Here is a 19,799-nt window from a genome sequence, read left to right as displayed (position 1 = left end):
TTTAACACCTATTTTCTAAGCCTAAATGTTGTCTCAAAGCTTGGCGCATGACATCTACAGGTATATTGTCTTGCTGTAACCAGATTTTTAAGGCTGCAACACCTTGCTGGACTAGCATTTCTAAGCCGTCAATGGCTATCGCTCCTTGTTGTTGTGCGTATTGAAGAAATTTTGTCGGCTGGGGGATATAGATTAAATCATAGGCGATTGCACCCAATTGTAGATTCGTCATTTCATCTACACTTACAGGCGAATCATCCACGTTGGGATACATACCAATAGGGGTTGTATTTACCAGTAAATCAGCTTGGGGAATGAGTTGTGTTAATTTATCCCAAGTATGAACTTGTAAAGTGTCCGCAATGGGTGAATATTCCCAACTCTGCTGAAAATCTTTTAATTTCTCTAAATTCCGCCCCACCACATGGATTTCTGCAAAACCTAGTTGGTGACAACCTGCAACAACCGCCCTAGCCGCGCCACCATTCCCTAAAATGACAGCGATTTTCTGACTCCAATCCTGTTTATAGGTAGTTTGCAAAGGATGAATAAATCCTACTATATCCGTGTTTGTACCCACCCATTGGTTGTTTCTCCGGCTCACGGTATTCACTGCACCTATAGCTTGAGCCAGGGGTGTGATTTCTGAGAGTAGCGGCATAATTGCTTGTTTATGGGGAATTGTCACACTAAAACCGACAACATCCACAGCTGCCAAACCTGCGATCGCCACTTCTAAATTTTGTGGTTCGATAGGTAACGGAAGATACACATAATCCAACCCCAAATCAGCAATTGCTGCATTATGCATCACTGGTGACAGCGAATGTCCCACCGGATACCCCATCACACCTAGTAACTTAGTTTTTCCTGTAATCATAGTTATTGTCGTGGTTTATTTGATCGCAAACTGCTGTAACTGGGATCTTACACTCGCATTTGATAAAGAACTCGGCACTTTTGACGCTGACAACGCTTTTGTGACTATTAATGGTGCAATTACTCTTTTGGATATAAATAATTTGAGTCGAGACTAAGAGTATACCTTTTTGAGTGCTGGTAATTACACAGTTGGTATTGGTATCGCCGATGTAGAAGATGCTGGTGGGCAATCAAAATTAGTCGTGAGTAATGGTAAACTTCAACCAGTTCCCGAACCATTAACTATTTTGGGTGTATTTACGGGATTGAGTTGCGGCTTAGTTATGCGATCGCGTTTTGGGAAACAATGTTAAGATTCGCAAGGAGATGCCTATGTTCTCTTTGCAGAAGACACGATCTAAATCGGGAACTGAGAAGCCTTGAGCAAAGTTACCAAATGAAGTCTACTTTTTATACCAAGTTTTACGCCAATTCTTCATTTGATTAATCTCTGTATTTTGCTCTTTGATAATGGCTTGAGCTAAATTTTTGATTTCAGGACGCTGAGACTTTTTCAACGCATCTTGAGCCATGACTACAGCCCCTTCATGATGGGGAATCATCGCATTGATAAAGCGGAGGTCAAATTCTGCATCAGCCGCGCCTAAGTCCATGCTCATCATCATGGCTTTGATTTGGTCAGATGACATTTCCATCATGTGACCCATTTTGGCATCATAAGCCATTGGTTTATCTCCTGCTTTGGGATACCAGGCTGTTCGCCACTGCTTCATCTGGTTAATTTCTTGGTTCTGAGCTTTGATAATAGCTTGAGCTAGCTGTTTGAGTTCAGGGCGAGTGGATTTTTGTTGCAATTCCTTAGCCATATCTAACGCCCCTTGATGGTGGGGAATCATTGAATCAATGAATCGCAAATCATAGTCAGCATCGGCTGGCCCTAAATCCATTGCCATGTTGTGATTCATGCCACCATGATTCATGTGCTGGTTATGGCTAGTATCAGCAATAGGATTGGAGTTTTTATTTTGGGCTTGAGAGTTTGAAGAACACGCTGTTAGCACTACAAAGCTAAAAGCTAAAAAACTTGTTTTCCAAGAGGGGAATCGCATCAGTTTTATCTACAACATAAGTTAGCAGTTCAACTATTTAGTCTGGCAAATAAAAGTGAAATCAGGATGAATTTTTTTGTGTGTCTTTCTACCTGTCTTTTCACGTTATTTGGAAAAGCTAATGCGAAACACACCCTAGTGCTGTGTCAAGTTAGTTTTGATGGTTTGTAGTAAGGACTTTAGTCCTGATTTTTCTAAGGACTAAAGTCCTTACTACAAAAAAAGCTTATCCATCAATTCAAACTTGATGAACTACTGGGTTACAGTGTACACACAAGATAGTTAGGCGATACATTGGCGATGTTAGTCGATACATTGGCGATGTTAGTCGATACATTGGCGATGTTAGTCGATACATTGGCAATGTCAGGCGATACATTGGCGATGTTAGGCGATACATTGGCAATTGTGATTGACATTTTACAGTCGTGGGTCAATTGGTTCGCTCTCTAAGGCGAGAATACCAAAGACGCATTCATGTACACGGCGTAAGGGTGTATGGGTAACAAATCGCTCTAAGGCTTCTACACCCAAGGCAAATTCACGCATGGCGAGGGAACGCTTGAGGGATAAACCCCTTTGACGCAGACGTTGCAAATTCTCTAGGGCTGAATATTCAGGGCCGTAGATAATTCTCAGATATTCCTGTCCACGACATTTCACCGCAGGTTGTATGATACCTCGACTACCTTTGATGATGAATTGCATAGGTTTAACTACCATACCCTCACCACCGGATTGAGTCATTTCTGACCACCAATGCACGCCCTCAGCTTGGCTGCTGGGGTCAGTTAAATCGATAACTTTGTACGTAGTTGCTAGGAGTAGTGCGGGGTCTGAGTGAGCAATTTTGGCTACTTGTTCCATGTGCCAAAGATGATTTTTGTCGGTGTGGACTGTTCCCTCTGTGGCTAGAATGTGGAAGGGCGCAAGTTTCAAGTCGGCAATATCGTTGACTTTCCAGCAGTAGCGACGGTAAGCGGTGACGTATTGACTCGCCATTTGGGCGCGTTGTTGGTAGTGAGTCAGTTGAGTCGCGACATCAACACCCCGCACGCTTGCCTGTTTTAATAAAGTTACAGCATCATTTAAAGCTAAGTTTGATGAAACTCCCACGGGTGCATATTGCCCTCTTAGCAAAGCTTGAGCCTTGGCTGACCAAGGCATTAGTTCACAGTCTAAACATACCCAGTCTGTATTAAATTCTTCCCAAAAGTTGCTTTGAGTCAGAGCCGCATTCACCCGCGGTAAGACTTGGTTTTCTAATTCTGGGTCATCAAAAAAGCGTCTCCCTGTGCGGGTGTAGCAAATACCGATACCTTCATCTACTACACCAAATCTAGTTTCGGCGGCGGCGACATCGCGGCAAATCACGACAACCGCCCGTGAACCCATGTGTTTTTCTTCACAGACAACTTCTGTAATTCCTTGGTTTTGGTAGTAGGCGAAGGCTTGGGTTGGGTGTTCCAAATATCCCGATGTAGACGATGTCTCGACAGGGGACATGGTAGGAGGTAGGTAAATCAGCCATTTGGGGTTAGCTGCAAACCGACTCATAATTTCTAAAGCGGCGATCGCATTTTCTGCTCGAATGGTAATATTTGGCTGGAGTTTGGTGTTGATAATGCGCTTACCCAAAACATCCTCAATATTGAGGACATCGTCTAGTTCCTGTTGGGCTGTACGGGTAATGTTGTTATCTCCCAAGGGTTTAACCGGTTCGCGGTAAACACGAGCCGCCGATACGCTCACCAGTTCTTTTTCGGGATAACGCAGGGCTGTAAGTTTACCACCATACACACAACCTGTATCAATATCGATAGTATTATTCAACCATTCCGCTTCCGGTACAGGGGTATGTCCGTAGACAACCAACGCCTCACCTCGATAATCTCCCGCCCAGTTGTAACGTACAGGTAAACCAAACTCATCAATCTCACCTGTAGTTTCACCATACATAGCAAACTCTCGCACCGCACCAGAACCACGTCCTTGCATTTCCGCTTTCAACCCTGCGTGAGCCACTACTAAGCGTCCATCATCTAGCACGTAATGACTAATGAGGGAGTCTAAAAATTCTGCGAGTTCTTGGCTGTAAGGTTCACGCACTGCATCCGGTAAGGCTTCCATTTCATCAATGCTTTGCTGTAACCCATGAGTTACCCGGACATTCTTACCCCGCAATTTCCGCAAAAACTTGTGTTCATGATTACCACAAACACAAAAAGCTGTGCCGGCGGCGACCATGTTGCGTGCTAGTTTGACGGTATCGAGGATACGGGGGCCTCTATCTACTAAATCACCTAAGAAAACAACTTTACGCCCTTCAGGGTGGTAGTAGGTAGGAGAGTTCCAGAGAGATGAGGGAGACAACATAGAAACTTCTTCCTGATTCCCCTCTTCTCTCACGTACCCTAACTCTTGCAGTAACGCCTCTAGTTCATCACAACAACCATGAATGTCACCGATGATATCAAAGGGGCCATGTTCGTGTTTTTTGTTGTTCCAGAGGGGTTGACGTTCAATTTCTACAGATGTGATTTCCTCAACAGACTTGAGGGTGTAGACGTAGCGGAAACCTTCCTTTTCTAAACCGTGCAGGGAACGCCGTAACATTTGGGTATGACGACGCACGACATGATAGCCGAATTGGCGATTGCTCCTTTGCTGATTTCTTTCATGACATAATTCTTCTGGTAAGTCAAAAACTATGGCAACTGCAAAGCAATGATACTGTTTTGCCATTTGCAGCAAGTTTTTACGGTCTTCTGGCTGTACGTTGGTAGCATCTATCACCGTTAGTTTACCTGCTGCGAGTCGCTTGGCTGTAATGTAGTGCAGAACATCAAAAGCATCCCCGGAAGCAGGTTGGCTATTTTCATCGTTAGAAACTAACCCCCGACAAAAATCTGAGGATAAGACTTCAAAGGGTTGAAAGTGGTTACGGGCGAAGGTTGATTTACCTGCACCGGAAGCACCAATGAGGACAACTAAGGATAATTCGGGGATGGTGATGTTCATTTATGTGATTGGGCGTTGTTGAGTTGGTAGGTAATTTATTCACGCAGAGGCGCAGAGGCGCAGAGGTGCAAAGAGTTATCTGTTTTAATCTCTGCAATCTTTTTCCGGGTTAGGATTTTGCTGCAATAATGCTTGAATATCAGCTCTCAAGGCTGCTATTTCCGCTTGAAGTGCGGTAATTGATTTTGCACCTGCTAATTCTGCTTCATCATCGTCTGCGTCTTGACCTATAAAGAAGGTTGCAAGGGTTGCGGTGACGTAGCCAAACACAGCGAACGCATATACTGCTAAGAAAAAGCACAGCAATCTACCTTCAGGGGTTTTAGGCCAATATTCAGAACCCATTGTGGTGATGAGCATTGCTGTCCACCACAGCGCATTAGCATAGTTATTAAACCCAGATTCATTGGGTAAATCACTTTCAAACGCATACATTCCAGCTGCGCCTACTAAGGTGACAATGGCTGTTAGTGATAGTACATAACCAAATCCTCGACGCTGAACAGTTGCGCCTAAAGCGCGCATTCCTCTATTCGTGCGTGTCATCACTCGTAACAGTTGTAATCCTCTGATGGCTCTGACTGATGCTAGCGATCGCACTACTGTTACAATGCGAAAGGTACGCAAGGCGGGTATCATCAAAGAGATAGCGGTTAACCAATTGCTTTTGATATAAGAAAGTTTACGTGAAGCAAAGACTAGTTTCACGGCAAAATCTAGAATAAAAATTATCCAAATAGTGATACCAATCACATCCAGTAGAGGATTTAAACCCCAAATCAGTTCAATTATAAAAAGTGCTAACCAAGTAAATGCCAGAATTAACATTGGGATTTCTAGCCACTCTTCTAGCTGTTGTAAAATCTCGCTACGTTGTGCTTCTAGGTCTTGTTTTCGAGAAAAGTTAGGTTCATTCATAGTTTTTTCTGAATAACTTTGGCTCAAACTTTAGCAACACTTTCTGAAAAAGTTTTGTGATTTGAATTGACTAATCTAAATAAAGTCAGCAACATATCACTTTTAATATTTAATTTAGTCAAACAATTGGTCAATGACACCAATCAGAAGGCATGATTTTGAACATCTGAGGTTAATTATTCAGGCTAAACAGTGCCATTTGCGTAGGTGAACCGACTGCTGAATCTTCCTCCCCAATAGATTGAAATTTTACAGTGTAACCAAATTTTTCTGTGATTTTATTTGCCCAAGCTTGAAATTGCGATCGCGTCCATTCAAAACGGTGGTCTTTATGTCGTAGTTTCCCCGTCGGCAGATTTTCAAACTTAACGTTATATTCAATATTCGGTGTTGTTACTATTACTGTTTTTGGTTTAGCAAACTCAAATAAGACTCGCTCAAATGAGACTAAACGCGGTAAATCTAAATGCTCAATTACCTCAATAACAGTAGCCGCATCATAACCAGAAAAACGTTTATCTTGATAAGTCAGCGCACTCTGAATGAGTTGTAATCGTTCCCATTGATTACGAGGAAGACGCAAGCGGTCTAATCTTTCTTGAGCAATTTCTAATGACCTGTAGGAAACATCTACACCTGTAACTTGCTCAAAAAAGCTATCTTTAATGAGCATTTTTAATAAATTTCCCTGTCCACAACCCAAATCAATCACGCGCCTAGCATTACTTGTTTTTAAAGCCTCACTCACCGCATTCATGCGCTGCTGATTTAAGCTAATGGGCTTTTCTACCGCCGCTTCTTCCTCAGCGTGAGTTTCTTCTGTACTATCAGGGTCAGGATTATCTTCCTCTACCAACTGCGCTAAAGCTTGACGCGTCAGGCGATGCTGGCGTTTGAGGTAACGGCGAGTAATTTGTTCTTTGGCTGGATGTTGCGATAACCAACCCTCACCATGACGTAGTAACTTGTCAATTTCTTCATCGTTTACCCAGTAGTGTTTGTCGTCATCAAGTACGGGAATTAAAACATAGAGATGACTTAACAAATCGCTAACAGTGACGGTGTTTTGCAATTCGACAGTGAAATATTTACTTTCTCCCCACTCTGGGAATGTTTCATCTAAAACATGACCTGTGGCTTTCACAGTGTAACCCAACGGCTCAAATAATTGCCGGAGGAAACCTTCACCACCACGACAGGGTAATACAGATAGTTTCGCCACTAGAGGTATAGGAGTTTGAGCTAATTCTGGCTTATCTTTACTGCGTCCGTTTAAAGCCGTGCTGAAAACTTGTGCGATCGCAACACTCATAAATGATGATGCCACATAAGGGCGATCGTTCACATATTGTTCTAGGCTTTTACTCCTTCCCCGCACCAATTTTACCGGGTCAACATCCAACAACAGCGCGACTGTACAGCGATCGTCGTTTGCTTCCGGGTAAAAAACGTGCGCTTGTCCAAAACTGAGAGCAAAGGACTGACAACGATCTGGGTGTTTATGTAGTAAGTAGCCTAACTCCGTGGCTGGGGAGTAAGTCGTGGTGATGGTAAGCAGCATTCACTGGTAGGAAGATATGCGAATAGTAAATAAATACTGCTCAATGTTAAGCGATTACGAAAAATTTTTGGCAAAGAAAGGTATTGAAATAAAGAAAGTAGGGATGAGAATTTATCCTCATCCCTACTCCCTACTTAAGTTACTAACTTAAACTGCAACTCGATGAAATTGTGAGTTGATTAGCGTCTTCTGCCAAAACCAGTTGAACGACGGGCGGAAGAACGACCGCTACCAAAACTACTACTGCTAGGGCTGCGTCTGGTGGTAGTCGATCTACCAGAAGGTTTTAAGGTACTGCTACCAAACCCAGAACCAGAGGGGCGGGTTGTGCGTGTTGTAGAACGAACATTGGAATTACCCGATGACCTTCTAATTGTCCCTGTAGTCCTAAAAGCAGTGCGATTTCTGACTGCGGCTGGTGCTGAGTTATAGCGAGTCCGGTAACTGTCAACAGCTTGGCCATAGGTTCTACCATAGCCGCCATAGCCAGTGATTAATCCTCCGGGCTGATATACAGGAGGTACATAATACTGGGGTCTAAATAACAGGCTACCTAGTGCTTGACCAGCTAACGCACCAGTAAAGGGGGCCCAAAAACCACTTTCTCGACGGACTACAACTGTTTCTTGCTGTCCAGTATTAGGATTGGTTTTAGTCTCGGTGACGTTGTGGACGTACTCAATTTTAAAGTCTTCTGTCAAGTATAAAACTGGCTGTCCCTTGTCTACCTTTAGATAGGTTTTCTTCCCTTCTTTGATTTCATCATCGGTTAGCCTGGCCATTTGCAAATTTTCAGTTGCAAAAGTCGGGGGTGTGCTATTGAGTAAAAATAAAGTGTACTCGCCAGAACCATCATCATAAGTAGCTTGTTGGACTGAGTATTGACCATCACTCAATTTGGTAGGAGCAGAAGTTTGGCTGACATTCTTATTTGTAGAGGTAGTTTGGTTTCCTCCTCCACAAGCAACAGTTGTCAAGCACAAACTCACGGCTAAAAGAAAAACGGTAAATTTGCGTAGTATGGACATAATCATGAAATTGTTATCTTATCTTTGAGCTTAACAAGTTATCACTGGAGTTAGAAGGTGACAGGGATAGGTGACAGGGGATAGGTGATAGGTGACAGGAATGGTTACAAAGGTATCAACTCTGGGTAATATTGCAAGAGCTGATCATTAGTTAGTTCATCACCTAAGCGTGCTGGAGAGAAGTGTACTTGGACAGCCCTGAGTTTGTGGTTGTAATGTAAATTGATTAAGGCTTTCAAGCCTTCCTTCAATGCTTGAATACTAGCTAAGTCTGTTTCTAAATCGGGTACTTCTCCTTCAAAAGCCACTGTGATCATCACTACAATGTTGCGTGTGGCGGGGAGGGATAGAGACTGGTCTGAAGCAGAATCTAACTCTAAATCAGCACCGTATCTTTCCGCAGAATCGCTAAATAAGTCATTGACGAAATCTCCTGCGTCGCCTTCATTCCAGAAGACATCACCTTCATTAGAGGCAGAAAGCCAGTATTCATCATACCTCACCAGAGTTTCGCACAGGTCTACTAAGCCCTCTCCCATAACTTGCATATCGCCCTCGGCTGCGATCGCATCTCTAGCTATCCTATTTAATTCTCCCAAAATTGGTGCGACATCCGACCCCGCTAAATGCAGAAATAAGCGACAGACCACATAGCGAGTCCGACCCATCATTTTGTTGAAGATATTCGACATCTATTCTTTCTCCCATAAGAATTTTAAGAAATAAGGGTGCAGGGGTAAAGAGATTTTCCTCTCTTGTCCCCTGTCCCCTGTCCCCTATCACCTGTCACCTATCACCTGTCACCTTTTACTCACTGATGTAGTGAAAAGTTTTGACAAAATCAATCACTATATTTAATGCAGGTAGTGTAGGTTTAGCTGAGTTATCTGGTGAATCACCTAAAAAGTTAACATGATCACCAGCACTTACAAACCGTTTACCGAAATTCGGGTTGTGATGTACTATCAAAGTCTGTCCACTGGTATTGGTGAGTATTGTTTGGCTGGCGGCTTTAAAGAAATTAATTTTAGCTGCTAACTCCAGATTTTTTTTTATTTGTCTAATTTTCTGTGCCTGAGCTATAGCTTGTTCTATCAGCGTGGTTAATTGCTTCACCCGTTGGAGTGTTTTTAGCTCTAGGGGGGAGATATCTTCTTTTACTATCGTTTCTACCATTGTGTAAATGTTTTTTTGAGTATTGACAGCATCCCTAAAGGGAAGAATTGCCATACAAGCTGTAGGTAATAAAGCTGCGTCGCTATCAACTCGGAAGGTTAGCACTGTACGACGACGGCTAACTTCGATACTGGGGGGGTGTTGACACAGTTTATATTCTTGAGCGATGTGATAGTAAGCCCCAGCTAAAGCAAAGTTGGCTTCTGATTCTAAGGCGGCATCAATAACAATACAAATAGTTGGGGGCGTTTCGTTAAAAAAATCTCGTGCAGCTTCCGTATCGAATCTTTGAATAATGGAGCGATCGCCATCAGGACTCAAATCCACCCATTCACAGATTAAAGCATCAGTTTTCAAGCCAAACCGGGATGTAGAATAAAGTTTTGCCCCTGTGAGAACAGCACTGGTTAAATCCGCACCGATCCATTCTGCTTTAATTAATTTGGCTTGAGTTAAGTTGGCATGGACTAAACTGGCATTGGTTAAATTAGCATTACTTAGGTCTGCTCCCACTAAACTAGCACCGCTCAATTTTGCACCATTCAAATCTGCCCAACTCAGATTAGCACCATTTAAATCTGCCCAACGTAGGTTAGCCCCACTCAAATCTGCACCACTGAGATTAGCACGAGTTAAATTTACCTGTTTGAGTTCAGCATCTCGCAAGTTGGCACTACTTAAGTCAGCTCGACTCAAATCAGCACCGTTCAGGTTAGCTGTTTCTAAGTTAGCTCCAGTCAAGGAACTACCTTTTAATATCGCTCCTGTTAGGTTAGCGTGGCGGAGGTCAACATGACGGAGTGTTGCTTCACGTAAGTCAGCACCATTAAGGTTAGCTTCAAATAAATCAGCGTGGCTCAGTTCGACGCGAATCAATTCAGCACGCACTAGTGAAGCTCCTCGCAATTGAGCGCGGCTGAGATCAGCACGAATTAAATTAGCGACATTTAGACAGGAATGATTGAGGATAGCACTTGTGAGATTGACACCACTAAGTCTAGCTACATTTAATTTGGCATGGCTCAAGTTGGCTTCGCTGAGATTTGCACCACTGAGATTAGCCACACTCAAATTTGCTTGACTGAAATTTGCTCCACTGAGTTTAATACCACTCAGGTTAGCTTCCGAGAGGTCAACACCGCTAAAGTTGATTACTCCGTCCGCGTATTGTTTCAGCAATTCCTCTACATTCATCGATGCTACCCTTAAGTCAAACAATTTTGGATTTTAGATTTTAAATTTTGGATTGATCCCGGAGAGTTTACGGGGATTTGGCAAGGTCAATCAATTTTGGATTTTAGATTTGTGATAGCGAAGCGTTAGCGAGTCCGCGTTCGCGCAGCGTCTCGTAGAGAGCGTCTTTTAGATTGACTGTACCCACAAGGGGATACAGCTTGGGGATTTGCAATTTTAGATTTGTTCCGCCCACAAAGGGCGGGGCTTGTACCAAAGAAATAATCCAAAATCCAAAATTTAAAATCTAAAATGGGCATCGGTCAATCCCCCAAGGTGTGGTCTATTTAGCTGCAAATCACAGTAACTTTGTAAAGTAGGCTTGCAGATTGAAAATGAAAATTGGGATTTTAGGACTGGGATTGATTGGTGGTTCATTGGGTTATGATTTGCGATCGCAAGGTCATCATGTTTTAGGAGTCAGTCGCAAGGAATCTACTTGTCAAACAGCAGTAGCTTTAGGTAGCGTCGATGCAGCATCTGTCAACATGAACCTGTTAGCAACCGCAGAGGTTGTGTTTATTTGTACCCCTATCGGACTTATTGTTCCCCAAGTTGAGCAGTTAATTAAGCATTTATCTCCGACTACGGTGATTACTGATGTGGGTTCAGTGAAAGCACCAATAGCCAAAGCGATTTCGCCTATGTGGGCAAATTTTATTGGTGGTCATCCGATGGCGGGAACTACTGATAGTGGGATTGAAGCGGCCGAGAGAAATTTGTTTGTTAGTAGACCCTATGTATTAACACCAGAGCCGCACACACCAGCTGATGCTGTTGCCGTTGTCGAAGAAATTGTGCGATCGCTCGGTGCTAATATTTATCATTGTCAGCCAGAGCAACACGACCGCGCTGTCAGTTGGATTTCCCATTTACCTGTGATGGTCAGTTCTTCTTTAATAGCCAGTTGCATGAGTGAAACTGACCCAGAAGTTTTACAATTAGCCCAAAATCTAGCTAGTTCTGGTTTTCGAGATACTAGCCGTGTCGGTGGCGGTAATCCAGAGTTAGGTGTGATGATGGCGCAATATAATCGCCAAGCTTTGTTGGTTTCATTGCAACAATATCGCCAAAATCTTGATGAATTAATTAATTTAATTGAACAGGAAAATTGGACAATTTTAGAAACAAAGTTACAGTCAACTCACCAAGCCAGACCTAATTTTGTTGATTAGTTGACTACTCCCCCGAATGAATTCGGGGGATTCTAAAAGGATGCTACGCAACTTTCTCAACAATGTATTGATGTTAGATGTACTGAAGGTCAGAATTTATCCAAACAAAGAGCAAGAAATATCCTTAGCTAAAAGCTTTGGATGTTCCCGCTTTGTTTGGAATTTCTACCTCAACATGATGCTGGTTTTGGTATGCTGCTTAATTTCATCAGCTACAAGCTAGAAAGAGAGGGAGGTAAATTTGTTCAAGTTGACAGATTCTTTCCCAGTTCAAAGCTTTGTTCATGCTGTGGGCATAAAAATGATTTACTGAATTTAAGTATCCGTGAGTGGATTTGTCCAAGTTGCCAAACAACCCATGACAGAGATGAAAATGCTTCACGGAACTTAAGGGCAGAAGGGATAAGAATACTAGAAACAAATACTGTGGGACACACAGAATTTCAAGCTTGTGGAGAAGCAGTAAGACTCGTTGGTACTTGTACCAAAAAGCGTGTTTCTGAGAAGCAAGAATCTCCCGCTACACCGCTTTGTGGTTAGCGGTGAGAGTGTCAATTAAGTCACTATTTGTAGCAAAAATTCCTAAATTATCCTTTCGCCATTTGGCATCTTTTTTACGATTTGTGCGCAATTCCAAAACCCGGATTCCTATGTTTGGTAGTGGGTTTAATCTTTGCTGTAACTGCTGCCAAGAGGTAATTAATTCATGCTGTACACCATATGTAGCGCATAATTGAGCAAAATCAATATCTTGGGGAGTAGCAAAAAATTCTTCAAATGGTGGGTCGAATTTGGCGATGGGTAACATTTCAAAGATGCCGCCGCCATTATTGTTAATTAAGACAATTGTCAGGTGTCCTACAAATTTATTTCTCATTAAAAAACCATTAGTGTCATGCAATAAAGCTAAGTCTCCTGTTAGCATCACACTACTTTGATTACGGTGGGCAATTCCTAAAGCAGTGGACAATGTGCCATCAATGCCATTTGCGCCTCGGTTAAAATGCGATCGCACTCCTAAATTATTCGGTTTCCAGAAATATTCCACATCCCGCACAGGCATACTGTTGGCGATAAACAATGGTGTCTCTGGTGGTAGGGTCTGAGAAATTAACCAGGCGGCTTTACATTCAACTAATTCTTCCATTTGTGCAAAAGTTGCGTCCACATTCTCCCTAACGTTAGCTTCAGCATCACACCACATCCGCAAATACTCAGAAGAAGTTGCGGAAAATTTTACTTCCTTGTCCAAAAGTTGCTCAACTCTCATTCTCAAATGCGTCGTCCTTCCATGCAGGGGGTCGAGGTTTTGGTCACTGGGGTCAATTATCCAGCGTAGGGGTTGGTGAATGTCTAGCCAGGTACGCAGTTCTTTGCTGGTTGGCAGATCACCTATCTGAATTACCATCTCAGGTGCTAACTGTTGGGCTAGTTGCTGATTTCGCAAAATCAGGTCATAGGTAGAAATGAGATAGGGGTTGAGTTCAGCATAATTCCTGACTGGGGAAAGTCCTTCGGCTAGCACAGGCCATTTGAGGTTTTGGGAAAGTCTGGCGATCGCTCTACAATATTCCTGTGGTTGATATGGTTGGGCAACTCCAGCAATAATGATTCCTCGATCTGATTGGGTATTGGGTATTGGGTATTGGGGATTAGGGATTGGGGTAAGATTTGTAATGCTGGCAAAAAATTTTTCTGGGTGAAAGTTAGCTAGTAAATGACTCAAGTCACCACCATCGGGAATGGGTGCTAGGGGGTCACGGAAGGGAATATTTAAATGTACTACCCCTGGTGTTGGAGTTTGAGTTCTCTGCCAACTATAAATTAATGTTTGTCGCAGATATGCTAGCATTCCCATCTCTGGGGAAGGTATGGCTAGTTCTGTTTGCCAGTTTGGGTAACTACCATAAAGTTTTACTTGATCTATAGTCTGTCCAGAATGGCAGTCTCGCAATTCTGGCGGTCTATCGGTGGTTAATATTAATAATGGGACGCGGCTTTCTTTGGCTTCAATGACGGCTGGGTAAAAGTTCGCCCCCGCAGTCCCAGAGGTGCAAACAATCGCTACAGGACGACCAGTGGCTTTGGCGACTCCCAAGGCGAAAAAGGCGGCGGAACGTTCATCCAGAATAGAAATTGCTTCAATCTCAGGAACTTGTTGAGCAAAGGCGACTGCTAGGGGTGTGGAACGAGAACCAGGACAAATGACTGCACAAGTCAATCCTAAACGCTTCAGCGTTTCGGTAAAGATATAAGCCCAAAGTTGATTAATATTTTTATCGGCGAACCGTATCACATCAGACATAGGTATAATTCGTAATTCGTAATTCAGATGCTCAGAGAAGTTAATTTTAATTTTGTATAGGAAATTCAATTTAAAATTCGTTTGGTCAAGTTAGACAAAACGATTTACAGGGGTTGAGTTTGAAATGGACTGCATTCATTTAACGGGAATTCGCTGCTATGGCTACACTGGATATCTACCAGAGGAACAGGTTCTAGGACAATGGTTTGAAGTGGATGTGAGGTTATGGTTGGATCTAGCGCAAGCTGCCGAAACTGACGCGATCGCTGATACTCTAGATTATCGTGGTGTTATTAGCTTGATTCAACATCTGGTAAAAACTTCTAAGTTTGCTTTAATTGAACGGTTAGCAGGTGCGATCGCTGATTCTATCATCCAAGAGTGCGCTCAAATCACACAAGTTCAAGTTATAGTCACCAAGCCTGCTGCACCTATTCCAGATTTTGGCGGCAAAATTAGTATTGAACTGACTAGGGATAGGGGATAGGGGATAGGGGACACCCATAATTTTAATTAGGGAATTTTAGTTTTTATTTGATTGGTGATAATTGTGAGATTTGAGAACCCCGGTTTATAGGAAAAACTGGGGTTCTTGCTTTCTCAAGAATATTTTTATTTTTAAATTGTAAATTGTTAATTTGTTGTGGAATATACAGATTTTTAGTAATAATTATTTATGGCTGTACTAACACTTTGTGATTAAAAATTCGTCATTTGTTTTAGTTTAATAGAAAACCCTTACTATATATAAGAATAATTTACATTTAACACTTAAAAGCAGGAAATTTTCCTTGAACAGCGTGATTTAATAATCTGTGTAACGGTGAATAATTTTCTAGTTTTAAAACATAAATTCCAGCAGGATTCCATAGTTTAGTCAAGCAATTACACCGATATTTTAGAGATTGATTATCATATAATTATTCACTTTCAGATGGAGTTGACAAAACAACAATATCTGAGCCTTAGCAGATAGGTTATTTGAATATGCACCCCCGCAAAATCCTAGTTGTTGAGGATGAAAAACTCCTAGCATTCAATATTAAAGATAGTTTACAAAAGTTAGGGCATAATGTTCTAGAGATTACAGATTCGGCTGATAAAGCAATTCAAAATGTAGCAGAGCATCACCCTAATCTAGTATTATTTGATATCCATTTAACACGAGAAATCAATGGTGTACAGGTAGTAGATATTATTCAAAATAAATTCCATATACCAGTATTATATATAACAGAGTATTCGCAATATATACAATTGCATAAACATCAACTAAGTGAGCCTTTCAGCTATATTTTGAAGCCCATCAGAGAACCAGACTTACATCTTTCTGTGGAAATGGCTGTAGAGAGATATCAAAGCCACAGAAAATTACAAGTAGAAAAACAGAGAATGGAAGCAATTATTAACAGCATGGGTTGTGGCGTAGTTGTCACCCTGACGGATGGTTGTATTCAAATGATGAATCCAATGGCAGAAAAATTAACTGGTTGGCAACAAAACGAAGCGGTTGGTAAGGATTTCACGGAAGTTTTGAGTTTAGTTGATAAAGATATGGACGAATTAATTGAGAGTTTAGCGAAAAAGTCAATCCAAGATGGTGAGGTGGTGAATTTACCAGAAAACTGTATACTGATTTCTAAAGATGGTCAAGAAATACCATTGGGAGATAATATTGCACCTATCCGCGATCGCGATGGTAGTATTACTGGTGCAGTGTTGCTGTTTCAAGACATTACTCAACGCAAGCTAACGGAAAGACAACTACTCCACAATGCTGTCTATGATGGACTGACAGCACTACCCAATCGAGTTTTATTTTTAGATCGCCTTAAACAAGCTGTTGAACGTAGCAAACGCCGCACCGATTATCGTTTTGCCGTGTTGTTTCTAGATTTAGATGGTTTCAAGGGCATTAACGATCGCTTTGGTCACGGTATGGGGGATGATTTTTTAGTAGCGATCGCTAGACGCTTAGAATCTTGTGTACGCAGTGGTGATACTGTAGGGCGATTTGGTGGCGATGAATTTGCCGTCTTGTTAGAAGATATTAGAGATGTTAATGATGCTATCAACGTTGCCAAACGCATTCAAGACACCCTGGGTTTACCACTTAATCTCAACGGACATCAAATATATACGACAGCTAGCATTGGTATTACTTTAAATCATGGTGGCACTGATGAAGCAGAAAGTATACTCAGGGCTGCTGACCATGCCATGTACCGTGCCAAACAACAAGGAAAAGCTCGTTATGATGTATTTAATGAAGCTGCCAATCGTTAGTAGTTCTGAATGCAAATTATACACCTGAGTAGGGTGATAGGGCTAAAGTTTTCGTTCCTTCAGCCAGGAGAAAGCGATCGCAGAGGTTAAACATTTCTACCTCGGTCTGCGTCCGTCGCATCAGCCGCAGGAACTGACCTTCAGCATCAACACTCAAAGCAATGTAGTTAAGGAACATTTTAAGGTAGCCAACCCGCGATCGCTCTGGCATAGTTGAGGCTCTGGGAGTGCGCCATAAACGATCAATATAGTTACGTACCTCCACTAAAGGAACGGGTGTAATCGGCTCGCAACGCAAAGCCTGGCGAATTTGATTAAAAAGCCAAGGATTCCCGATCGCCCAACGTCCCACCATCACACCCGCCGCACCCGTTTGAGAAAGGACTTCCAGGGCAGTTGTCGCCGAGTAAATATTACCATTAGCAAGCACAGGACAATCAACCCTTTTGACCGCTTCCGCAATCAAATCATATTTCACAGTCCCGTGGTACATATCTTTCACAGTGCGACCATGCACACTCAGCAAATCAATGCTGTGGCGATTGATTATATCTAGTATTTCATAAAAAGTATCTGTATTTTCAAAGCCTACGCGCATCTTGACAGTTAAAGGGCGATCGTTTACGGCTTGCCGTAATTCTCCCAAAATCCGATTCACTTTTTCTGGTGAGAGCAGCAATCCACCCCCAACATTTTTGCGATAGATTCTCGGTGCTGGGCAGCCCATGTTTAAGTCAACTCCAGCGATATTATAGCGACAGAGTTCCTGTGCTGTTCTGACTAAATCGGGAATGCTTTCGCCAATCATTTGAGCAAAAACAGGGCGACCGGTATCGTTTTCGGTGATTGCTGCCAGAATGCTACGATTTAGCCGTGAGGTATCATTGACGCGGAAATACTCGGTGAAGAAGTAGTCAGGACTGCCGTAGTGGGCTATGACCTTCATAAACCAGAGGTTGGTCACATCCTGCATTGGCGCAAGAGCGGTGAGGGGTAAGTCGTTGTGGAGCAATTGGGGGAGCAATACCTGGGACATAGCGATTGCAGTAAAGACATTGCATTGCAACGTCTCTGTATGATTTATGTATATCCTTAAAAATATATGATCGAAAAAACAGAAAAACAAAAAATGCTAGCAGGCGAACTATATCTGGCAGATGATCCAGAATTAGTAGCTGATCAAAAGCGGGCTAGTCGCCTCCTACAAATGTATAATGCAACCACCGCAGAACAATCACAGCAACGCCAACAAATTTTACAAGAACTGTTTAGTAAAGTGGGAGAGAAAATCACCATAGTACCGCCATTTCATTGTGACTATGGTAGTAACATTTCCGTAGGTAATGGTGCGTACATGAACTATGGTTGTGTAATTTTAGACTGTAATCAAGTCGAAATAGGGGAAAATGTCCTGTTAGCTCCCTACGTCCAGATTTATGCAGCCTACCATCCCACAGAACCGGAAATTCGGCTGACTGCGAGAGAATTAGCTGCCCCCATTAAAATTGGTCATAATGTTTGGGTTGGTGGTGGTGCAATTATTTGCCCAGGAGTCACCATTGGGGACAATACTACAATTGGTGCTGGTAGTGTAGTCGTGAAAGATATACCAGCAAAAGTTGTCGCAGTGGGTAATCCCTGCCGAATAGTCCGGTATTTACCTTAAAATTAAAACTTGTAGCCTCTAGCTAGCCAATACATCCAATCTGCGATCGCTTCTTGAGTGTCACCATCTGCATCAACTGCTTCTATATCAGACAGCTTGGCAGAATGTACATCATCTTCCTTACCCCCAATGTAAGCAACTTCCACATACATATCTTTCAAACAATCATCTTCTGGGGCCATTCCCAAGACTTCTACTGGTTTTTCCTCAATGGTAGAAGTTTTGCGTGACTTCTTCTTCCACTTACCCATAAAGGGAAAATCTAAAGTGTCGTCTAGGTAGTAATACCAACCCATAGCCCGGTCTTCTTTATCCTCAGCATCGACAATAATCTCTTGTTCAATGCGATTTTCCCTGGTTTCGTCGCGTTCTACACTAGCCATAAAATCCCAACCTGATCATTATACAGTTTGATATATTAATCGTTTTAGCAAGGACTGTCGAGAAGCCTTACGCATCGGTGAAGATCAATGTTAGTGGAATCGTCTATGATAGCTGGTGATAGTAGGATGAGAAGATGAAGTCAAACTACAGCTATTGCTTTATTCCTGCAATGAATTGTTTTCTAGCATCAATAATTGAAGGCATTAAAACACAACTTGCTAATAACTCTATATCTAAATCAGGGAATAATTCACTTTGATTAATTTGCTCATAGTTATCATTTTTTAGACGATATAGGGATAATTGATTATTTTCCCAAAACCAAACTTCAGTAATATTAAATCGTTTGTATTTTTCTAGTTTGTCAATACTGCCACTGGTGATATTAACTTCAATTGCTAAATCGGGATTTTCTTTTTTTTCTCCTATGTAATAAGATTCATCAGGTTCAAATGATGCACTTTTTTCTTTAGCGCGACGCGTAGCACTACCTACTGGGATAAGATTTATACCTGTTTCACAGGAATATTATTCTAGTAAAAAACCAAGAATGGTTTTAATCATTTCGTGTTGTTCACCCAGCGTCATAAATTCAATGCACCCATCAAGATAAGTTATTCGCAAACCTGCTGCATCTGCGGTTAATGTTTCTATTGTCTCCAGTTCTTCCCAGGTGTAATGACCTGGTAAGAGAAATCGCTGTTCTGGAATGGTGGTATTTTTATCTAAGGTTTGGAGAGTCATAGTTAAATGCTATTTATGACTTTATTTCGATTATAATCTGGAATTGCTGTAAAACTGAGGCGTTTGATGGGCTAATAAGGGCTTATGGTTACATCCCAAATGTTTGATTTTTAAACGCGGTCAATAAAGCGCGAGTAGATAAAGGTCGCTAGTTTAGGCTACCAGATGTTACTTATCCAGAACCCGAAAACTCCCGCATGGAAGCTCTTCAACGAACTATCGAACATCGCATCAATATTATCCGAGTCAACCTCTTAGATGATAATTTGTTTGATCAAGCCCTAGGTTGTGCTTTAACACATATGATAATC

The 19,799-nt window shown here is 42.1% G+C and carries 19 protein-coding genes and 2 pseudogenes; 9 read left to right on the top strand and 12 right to left on the bottom strand.

Annotation, left to right across the window (positions count from 1 at the left end; translation table 11 throughout):
* Nucleotide 1 precedes the first annotated feature (1 nt).
* On the bottom strand, nt 2-880 hold the full coding sequence (locus VB693_RS25985) for a shikimate dehydrogenase (protein ID WP_323268768.1): 879 nt from the start codon (nt 878-880) through the stop codon (nt 2-4).
* A 169-nt stretch (nt 881-1,049) separates the two neighbouring features.
* Here VB693_RS25985 and VB693_RS25980 point away from each other — a divergent pair, with 169 nt between their 5' ends.
* Nucleotides 1,050-1,235 (top strand): PEP-CTERM sorting domain-containing protein, encoded by a 186-nt coding sequence (locus VB693_RS25980; RefSeq protein ID WP_323268767.1) that lies wholly within the window; start codon nt 1,050-1,052, stop codon nt 1,233-1,235.
* Between the two features lie 90 nt (nt 1,236-1,325).
* Here VB693_RS25980 and VB693_RS25975 read toward each other — a convergent pair whose 3' ends face one another.
* On the bottom strand, nt 1,326-1,991 hold the full coding sequence (locus VB693_RS25975; protein ID WP_190698017.1) for a DUF305 domain-containing protein: 666 nt from the start codon (nt 1,989-1,991) through the stop codon (nt 1,326-1,328).
* A 300-nt stretch (nt 1,992-2,291) separates the two neighbouring features.
* On the opposite strand from VB693_RS25975, the gene VB693_RS25970 reads away from it, so the two are divergent.
* On the top strand, nt 2,292-2,444 hold the full coding sequence (locus VB693_RS25970; RefSeq protein WP_323268766.1) for a hypothetical protein: 153 nt from the start codon (nt 2,292-2,294) through the stop codon (nt 2,442-2,444).
* Here the strand turns inward: VB693_RS25970 and VB693_RS25965 are convergent.
* From VB693_RS25965 to VB693_RS25940, 6 genes are all read right to left on the bottom strand, one after another.
* The gene (locus VB693_RS25965) at nt 2,412-5,012 is read right to left on the bottom strand and encodes a polynucleotide kinase-phosphatase (protein WP_323268765.1); all 2,601 of its coding nucleotides are present in this window, start codon (nt 5,010-5,012) and stop codon (nt 2,412-2,414) included. The genes VB693_RS25970 and VB693_RS25965 overlap by 33 nt on opposite strands.
* 84 nt (nt 5,013-5,096) lie before the next feature.
* Nucleotides 5,097-5,930 (bottom strand): potassium channel family protein, encoded by an 834-nt coding sequence (locus VB693_RS25960; protein ID WP_323268764.1) that lies wholly within the window; start codon nt 5,928-5,930, stop codon nt 5,097-5,099.
* A 172-nt stretch (nt 5,931-6,102) separates the two neighbouring features.
* Nucleotides 6,103-7,491, bottom strand: coding sequence for a 3' terminal RNA ribose 2'-O-methyltransferase Hen1 (locus VB693_RS25955; protein WP_323268763.1), 1,389 nt, complete (start codon nt 7,489-7,491; stop codon nt 6,103-6,105).
* Between the two features lie 179 nt (nt 7,492-7,670).
* On the bottom strand, nt 7,671-8,525 hold the full coding sequence (locus VB693_RS25950) for a hypothetical protein (RefSeq protein ID WP_323268762.1): 855 nt from the start codon (nt 8,523-8,525) through the stop codon (nt 7,671-7,673).
* 98 nt (nt 8,526-8,623) lie between these two features.
* Nucleotides 8,624-9,211 (bottom strand): DUF1517 domain-containing protein, encoded by a 588-nt coding sequence (locus VB693_RS25945; RefSeq protein ID WP_323268761.1) that lies wholly within the window; start codon nt 9,209-9,211, stop codon nt 8,624-8,626.
* Between the two features lie 115 nt (nt 9,212-9,326).
* Nucleotides 9,327-10,889 (bottom strand): pentapeptide repeat-containing protein, encoded by a 1,563-nt coding sequence (locus VB693_RS25940; RefSeq protein ID WP_323268760.1) that lies wholly within the window; start codon nt 10,887-10,889, stop codon nt 9,327-9,329.
* Nucleotides 10,890-11,263: 374 nt separating this feature from the next.
* Here VB693_RS25940 and VB693_RS25935 point away from each other — a divergent pair, with 374 nt between their 5' ends.
* From VB693_RS25935 to VB693_RS25930, 3 genes are read left to right on the top strand one after another with little or no spacing between them, the layout of a single operon-like run.
* Complete coding sequence (locus VB693_RS25935; RefSeq protein WP_323268759.1) at nt 11,264-12,103, top strand: prephenate/arogenate dehydrogenase; 840 nt, start codon at nt 11,264-11,266, stop codon at nt 12,101-12,103.
* Nucleotides 12,104-12,119: 16 nt separating this feature from the next.
* Nucleotides 12,120-12,326, top strand: a complete 207-nt coding sequence (locus tag VB693_RS29140; RefSeq protein WP_416233428.1) for a helix-turn-helix domain-containing protein — start codon at nt 12,120-12,122, stop codon at nt 12,324-12,326.
* Nucleotides 12,245-12,643: an RNA-guided endonuclease InsQ/TnpB family protein gene (locus tag VB693_RS25930; protein WP_323268758.1), complete on the top strand. Its 399-nt coding sequence runs from the start codon at nt 12,245-12,247 to the stop codon at nt 12,641-12,643. The genes VB693_RS29140 and VB693_RS25930 overlap by 82 nt, the downstream gene beginning before the upstream one ends.
* On the opposite strand, the gene menD is transcribed toward VB693_RS25930, so the two are convergent.
* Nucleotides 12,624-14,408 (bottom strand): 2-succinyl-5-enolpyruvyl-6-hydroxy-3-cyclohexene-1-carboxylic-acid synthase, encoded by a 1,785-nt coding sequence (gene menD, locus VB693_RS25925; RefSeq protein WP_323268757.1) that lies wholly within the window; start codon nt 14,406-14,408, stop codon nt 12,624-12,626. The two genes, VB693_RS25930 and menD, sit on opposite strands and share 20 nt — an antisense overlap.
* 124 nt (nt 14,409-14,532) lie before the next feature.
* Here menD and folB point away from each other — a divergent pair, with 124 nt between their 5' ends.
* Nucleotides 14,533-14,895, top strand: coding sequence for a dihydroneopterin aldolase (gene folB, locus VB693_RS25920; RefSeq protein ID WP_190697987.1), 363 nt, complete (start codon nt 14,533-14,535; stop codon nt 14,893-14,895).
* 500 nt (nt 14,896-15,395) lie between these two features.
* Nucleotides 15,396-16,694: a diguanylate cyclase domain-containing protein gene (locus VB693_RS25915; RefSeq protein WP_190697984.1), complete on the top strand. Its 1,299-nt coding sequence runs from the start codon at nt 15,396-15,398 to the stop codon at nt 16,692-16,694.
* A gap of 16 nt (nt 16,695-16,710) precedes the next feature.
* Here the strand turns inward: VB693_RS25915 and VB693_RS25910 are convergent, their stop codons facing one another.
* Nucleotides 16,711-17,730 carry a tRNA-dihydrouridine synthase family protein gene (locus VB693_RS25910; RefSeq protein WP_323268756.1) on the bottom strand — a complete coding sequence of 340 codons (1,020 nt, stop codon included), beginning with the start codon at nt 17,728-17,730 and terminating at the stop codon, nt 16,711-16,713.
* Nucleotides 17,731-17,799: 69 nt separating this feature from the next.
* On the opposite strand from VB693_RS25910, the gene VB693_RS25905 reads away from it, so the two are divergent.
* Complete coding sequence (locus tag VB693_RS25905) at nt 17,800-18,360, top strand: sugar O-acetyltransferase (RefSeq protein ID WP_323268786.1); 561 nt, start codon at nt 17,800-17,802, stop codon at nt 18,358-18,360.
* A gap of 2 nt (nt 18,361-18,362) precedes the next feature.
* On the opposite strand, the gene VB693_RS25900 is transcribed toward VB693_RS25905, so the two are convergent.
* The gene (locus VB693_RS25900; RefSeq protein WP_323268755.1) at nt 18,363-18,743 is read right to left on the bottom strand and encodes a calcium-binding protein; all 381 of its coding nucleotides are present in this window, start codon (nt 18,741-18,743) and stop codon (nt 18,363-18,365) included.
* Nucleotides 18,744-18,894: 151 nt separating this feature from the next.
* Nucleotides 18,895-19,488, bottom strand: a pseudogene (locus tag VB693_RS25895) (Uma2 family endonuclease).
* Between the two features lie 119 nt (nt 19,489-19,607).
* On the opposite strand from VB693_RS25895, the pseudogene VB693_RS25890 reads away from it, so the two are divergent.
* Nucleotides 19,608-19,799, top strand: a pseudogene (locus tag VB693_RS25890) (glutathione S-transferase); the annotation flags it as partial.

This window comes from Anabaena sp. UHCC 0399, from assembly GCF_034931465.1.
In the GTDB taxonomy this organism is placed as follows: Bacteria; Cyanobacteriota; Cyanobacteriia; order Cyanobacteriales; family Nostocaceae; genus Trichormus; species Trichormus minutissimus.
Note: the sequence above shows the minus strand (reverse complement) of the source record. Positions and strands in the feature narration are given on the sequence as shown.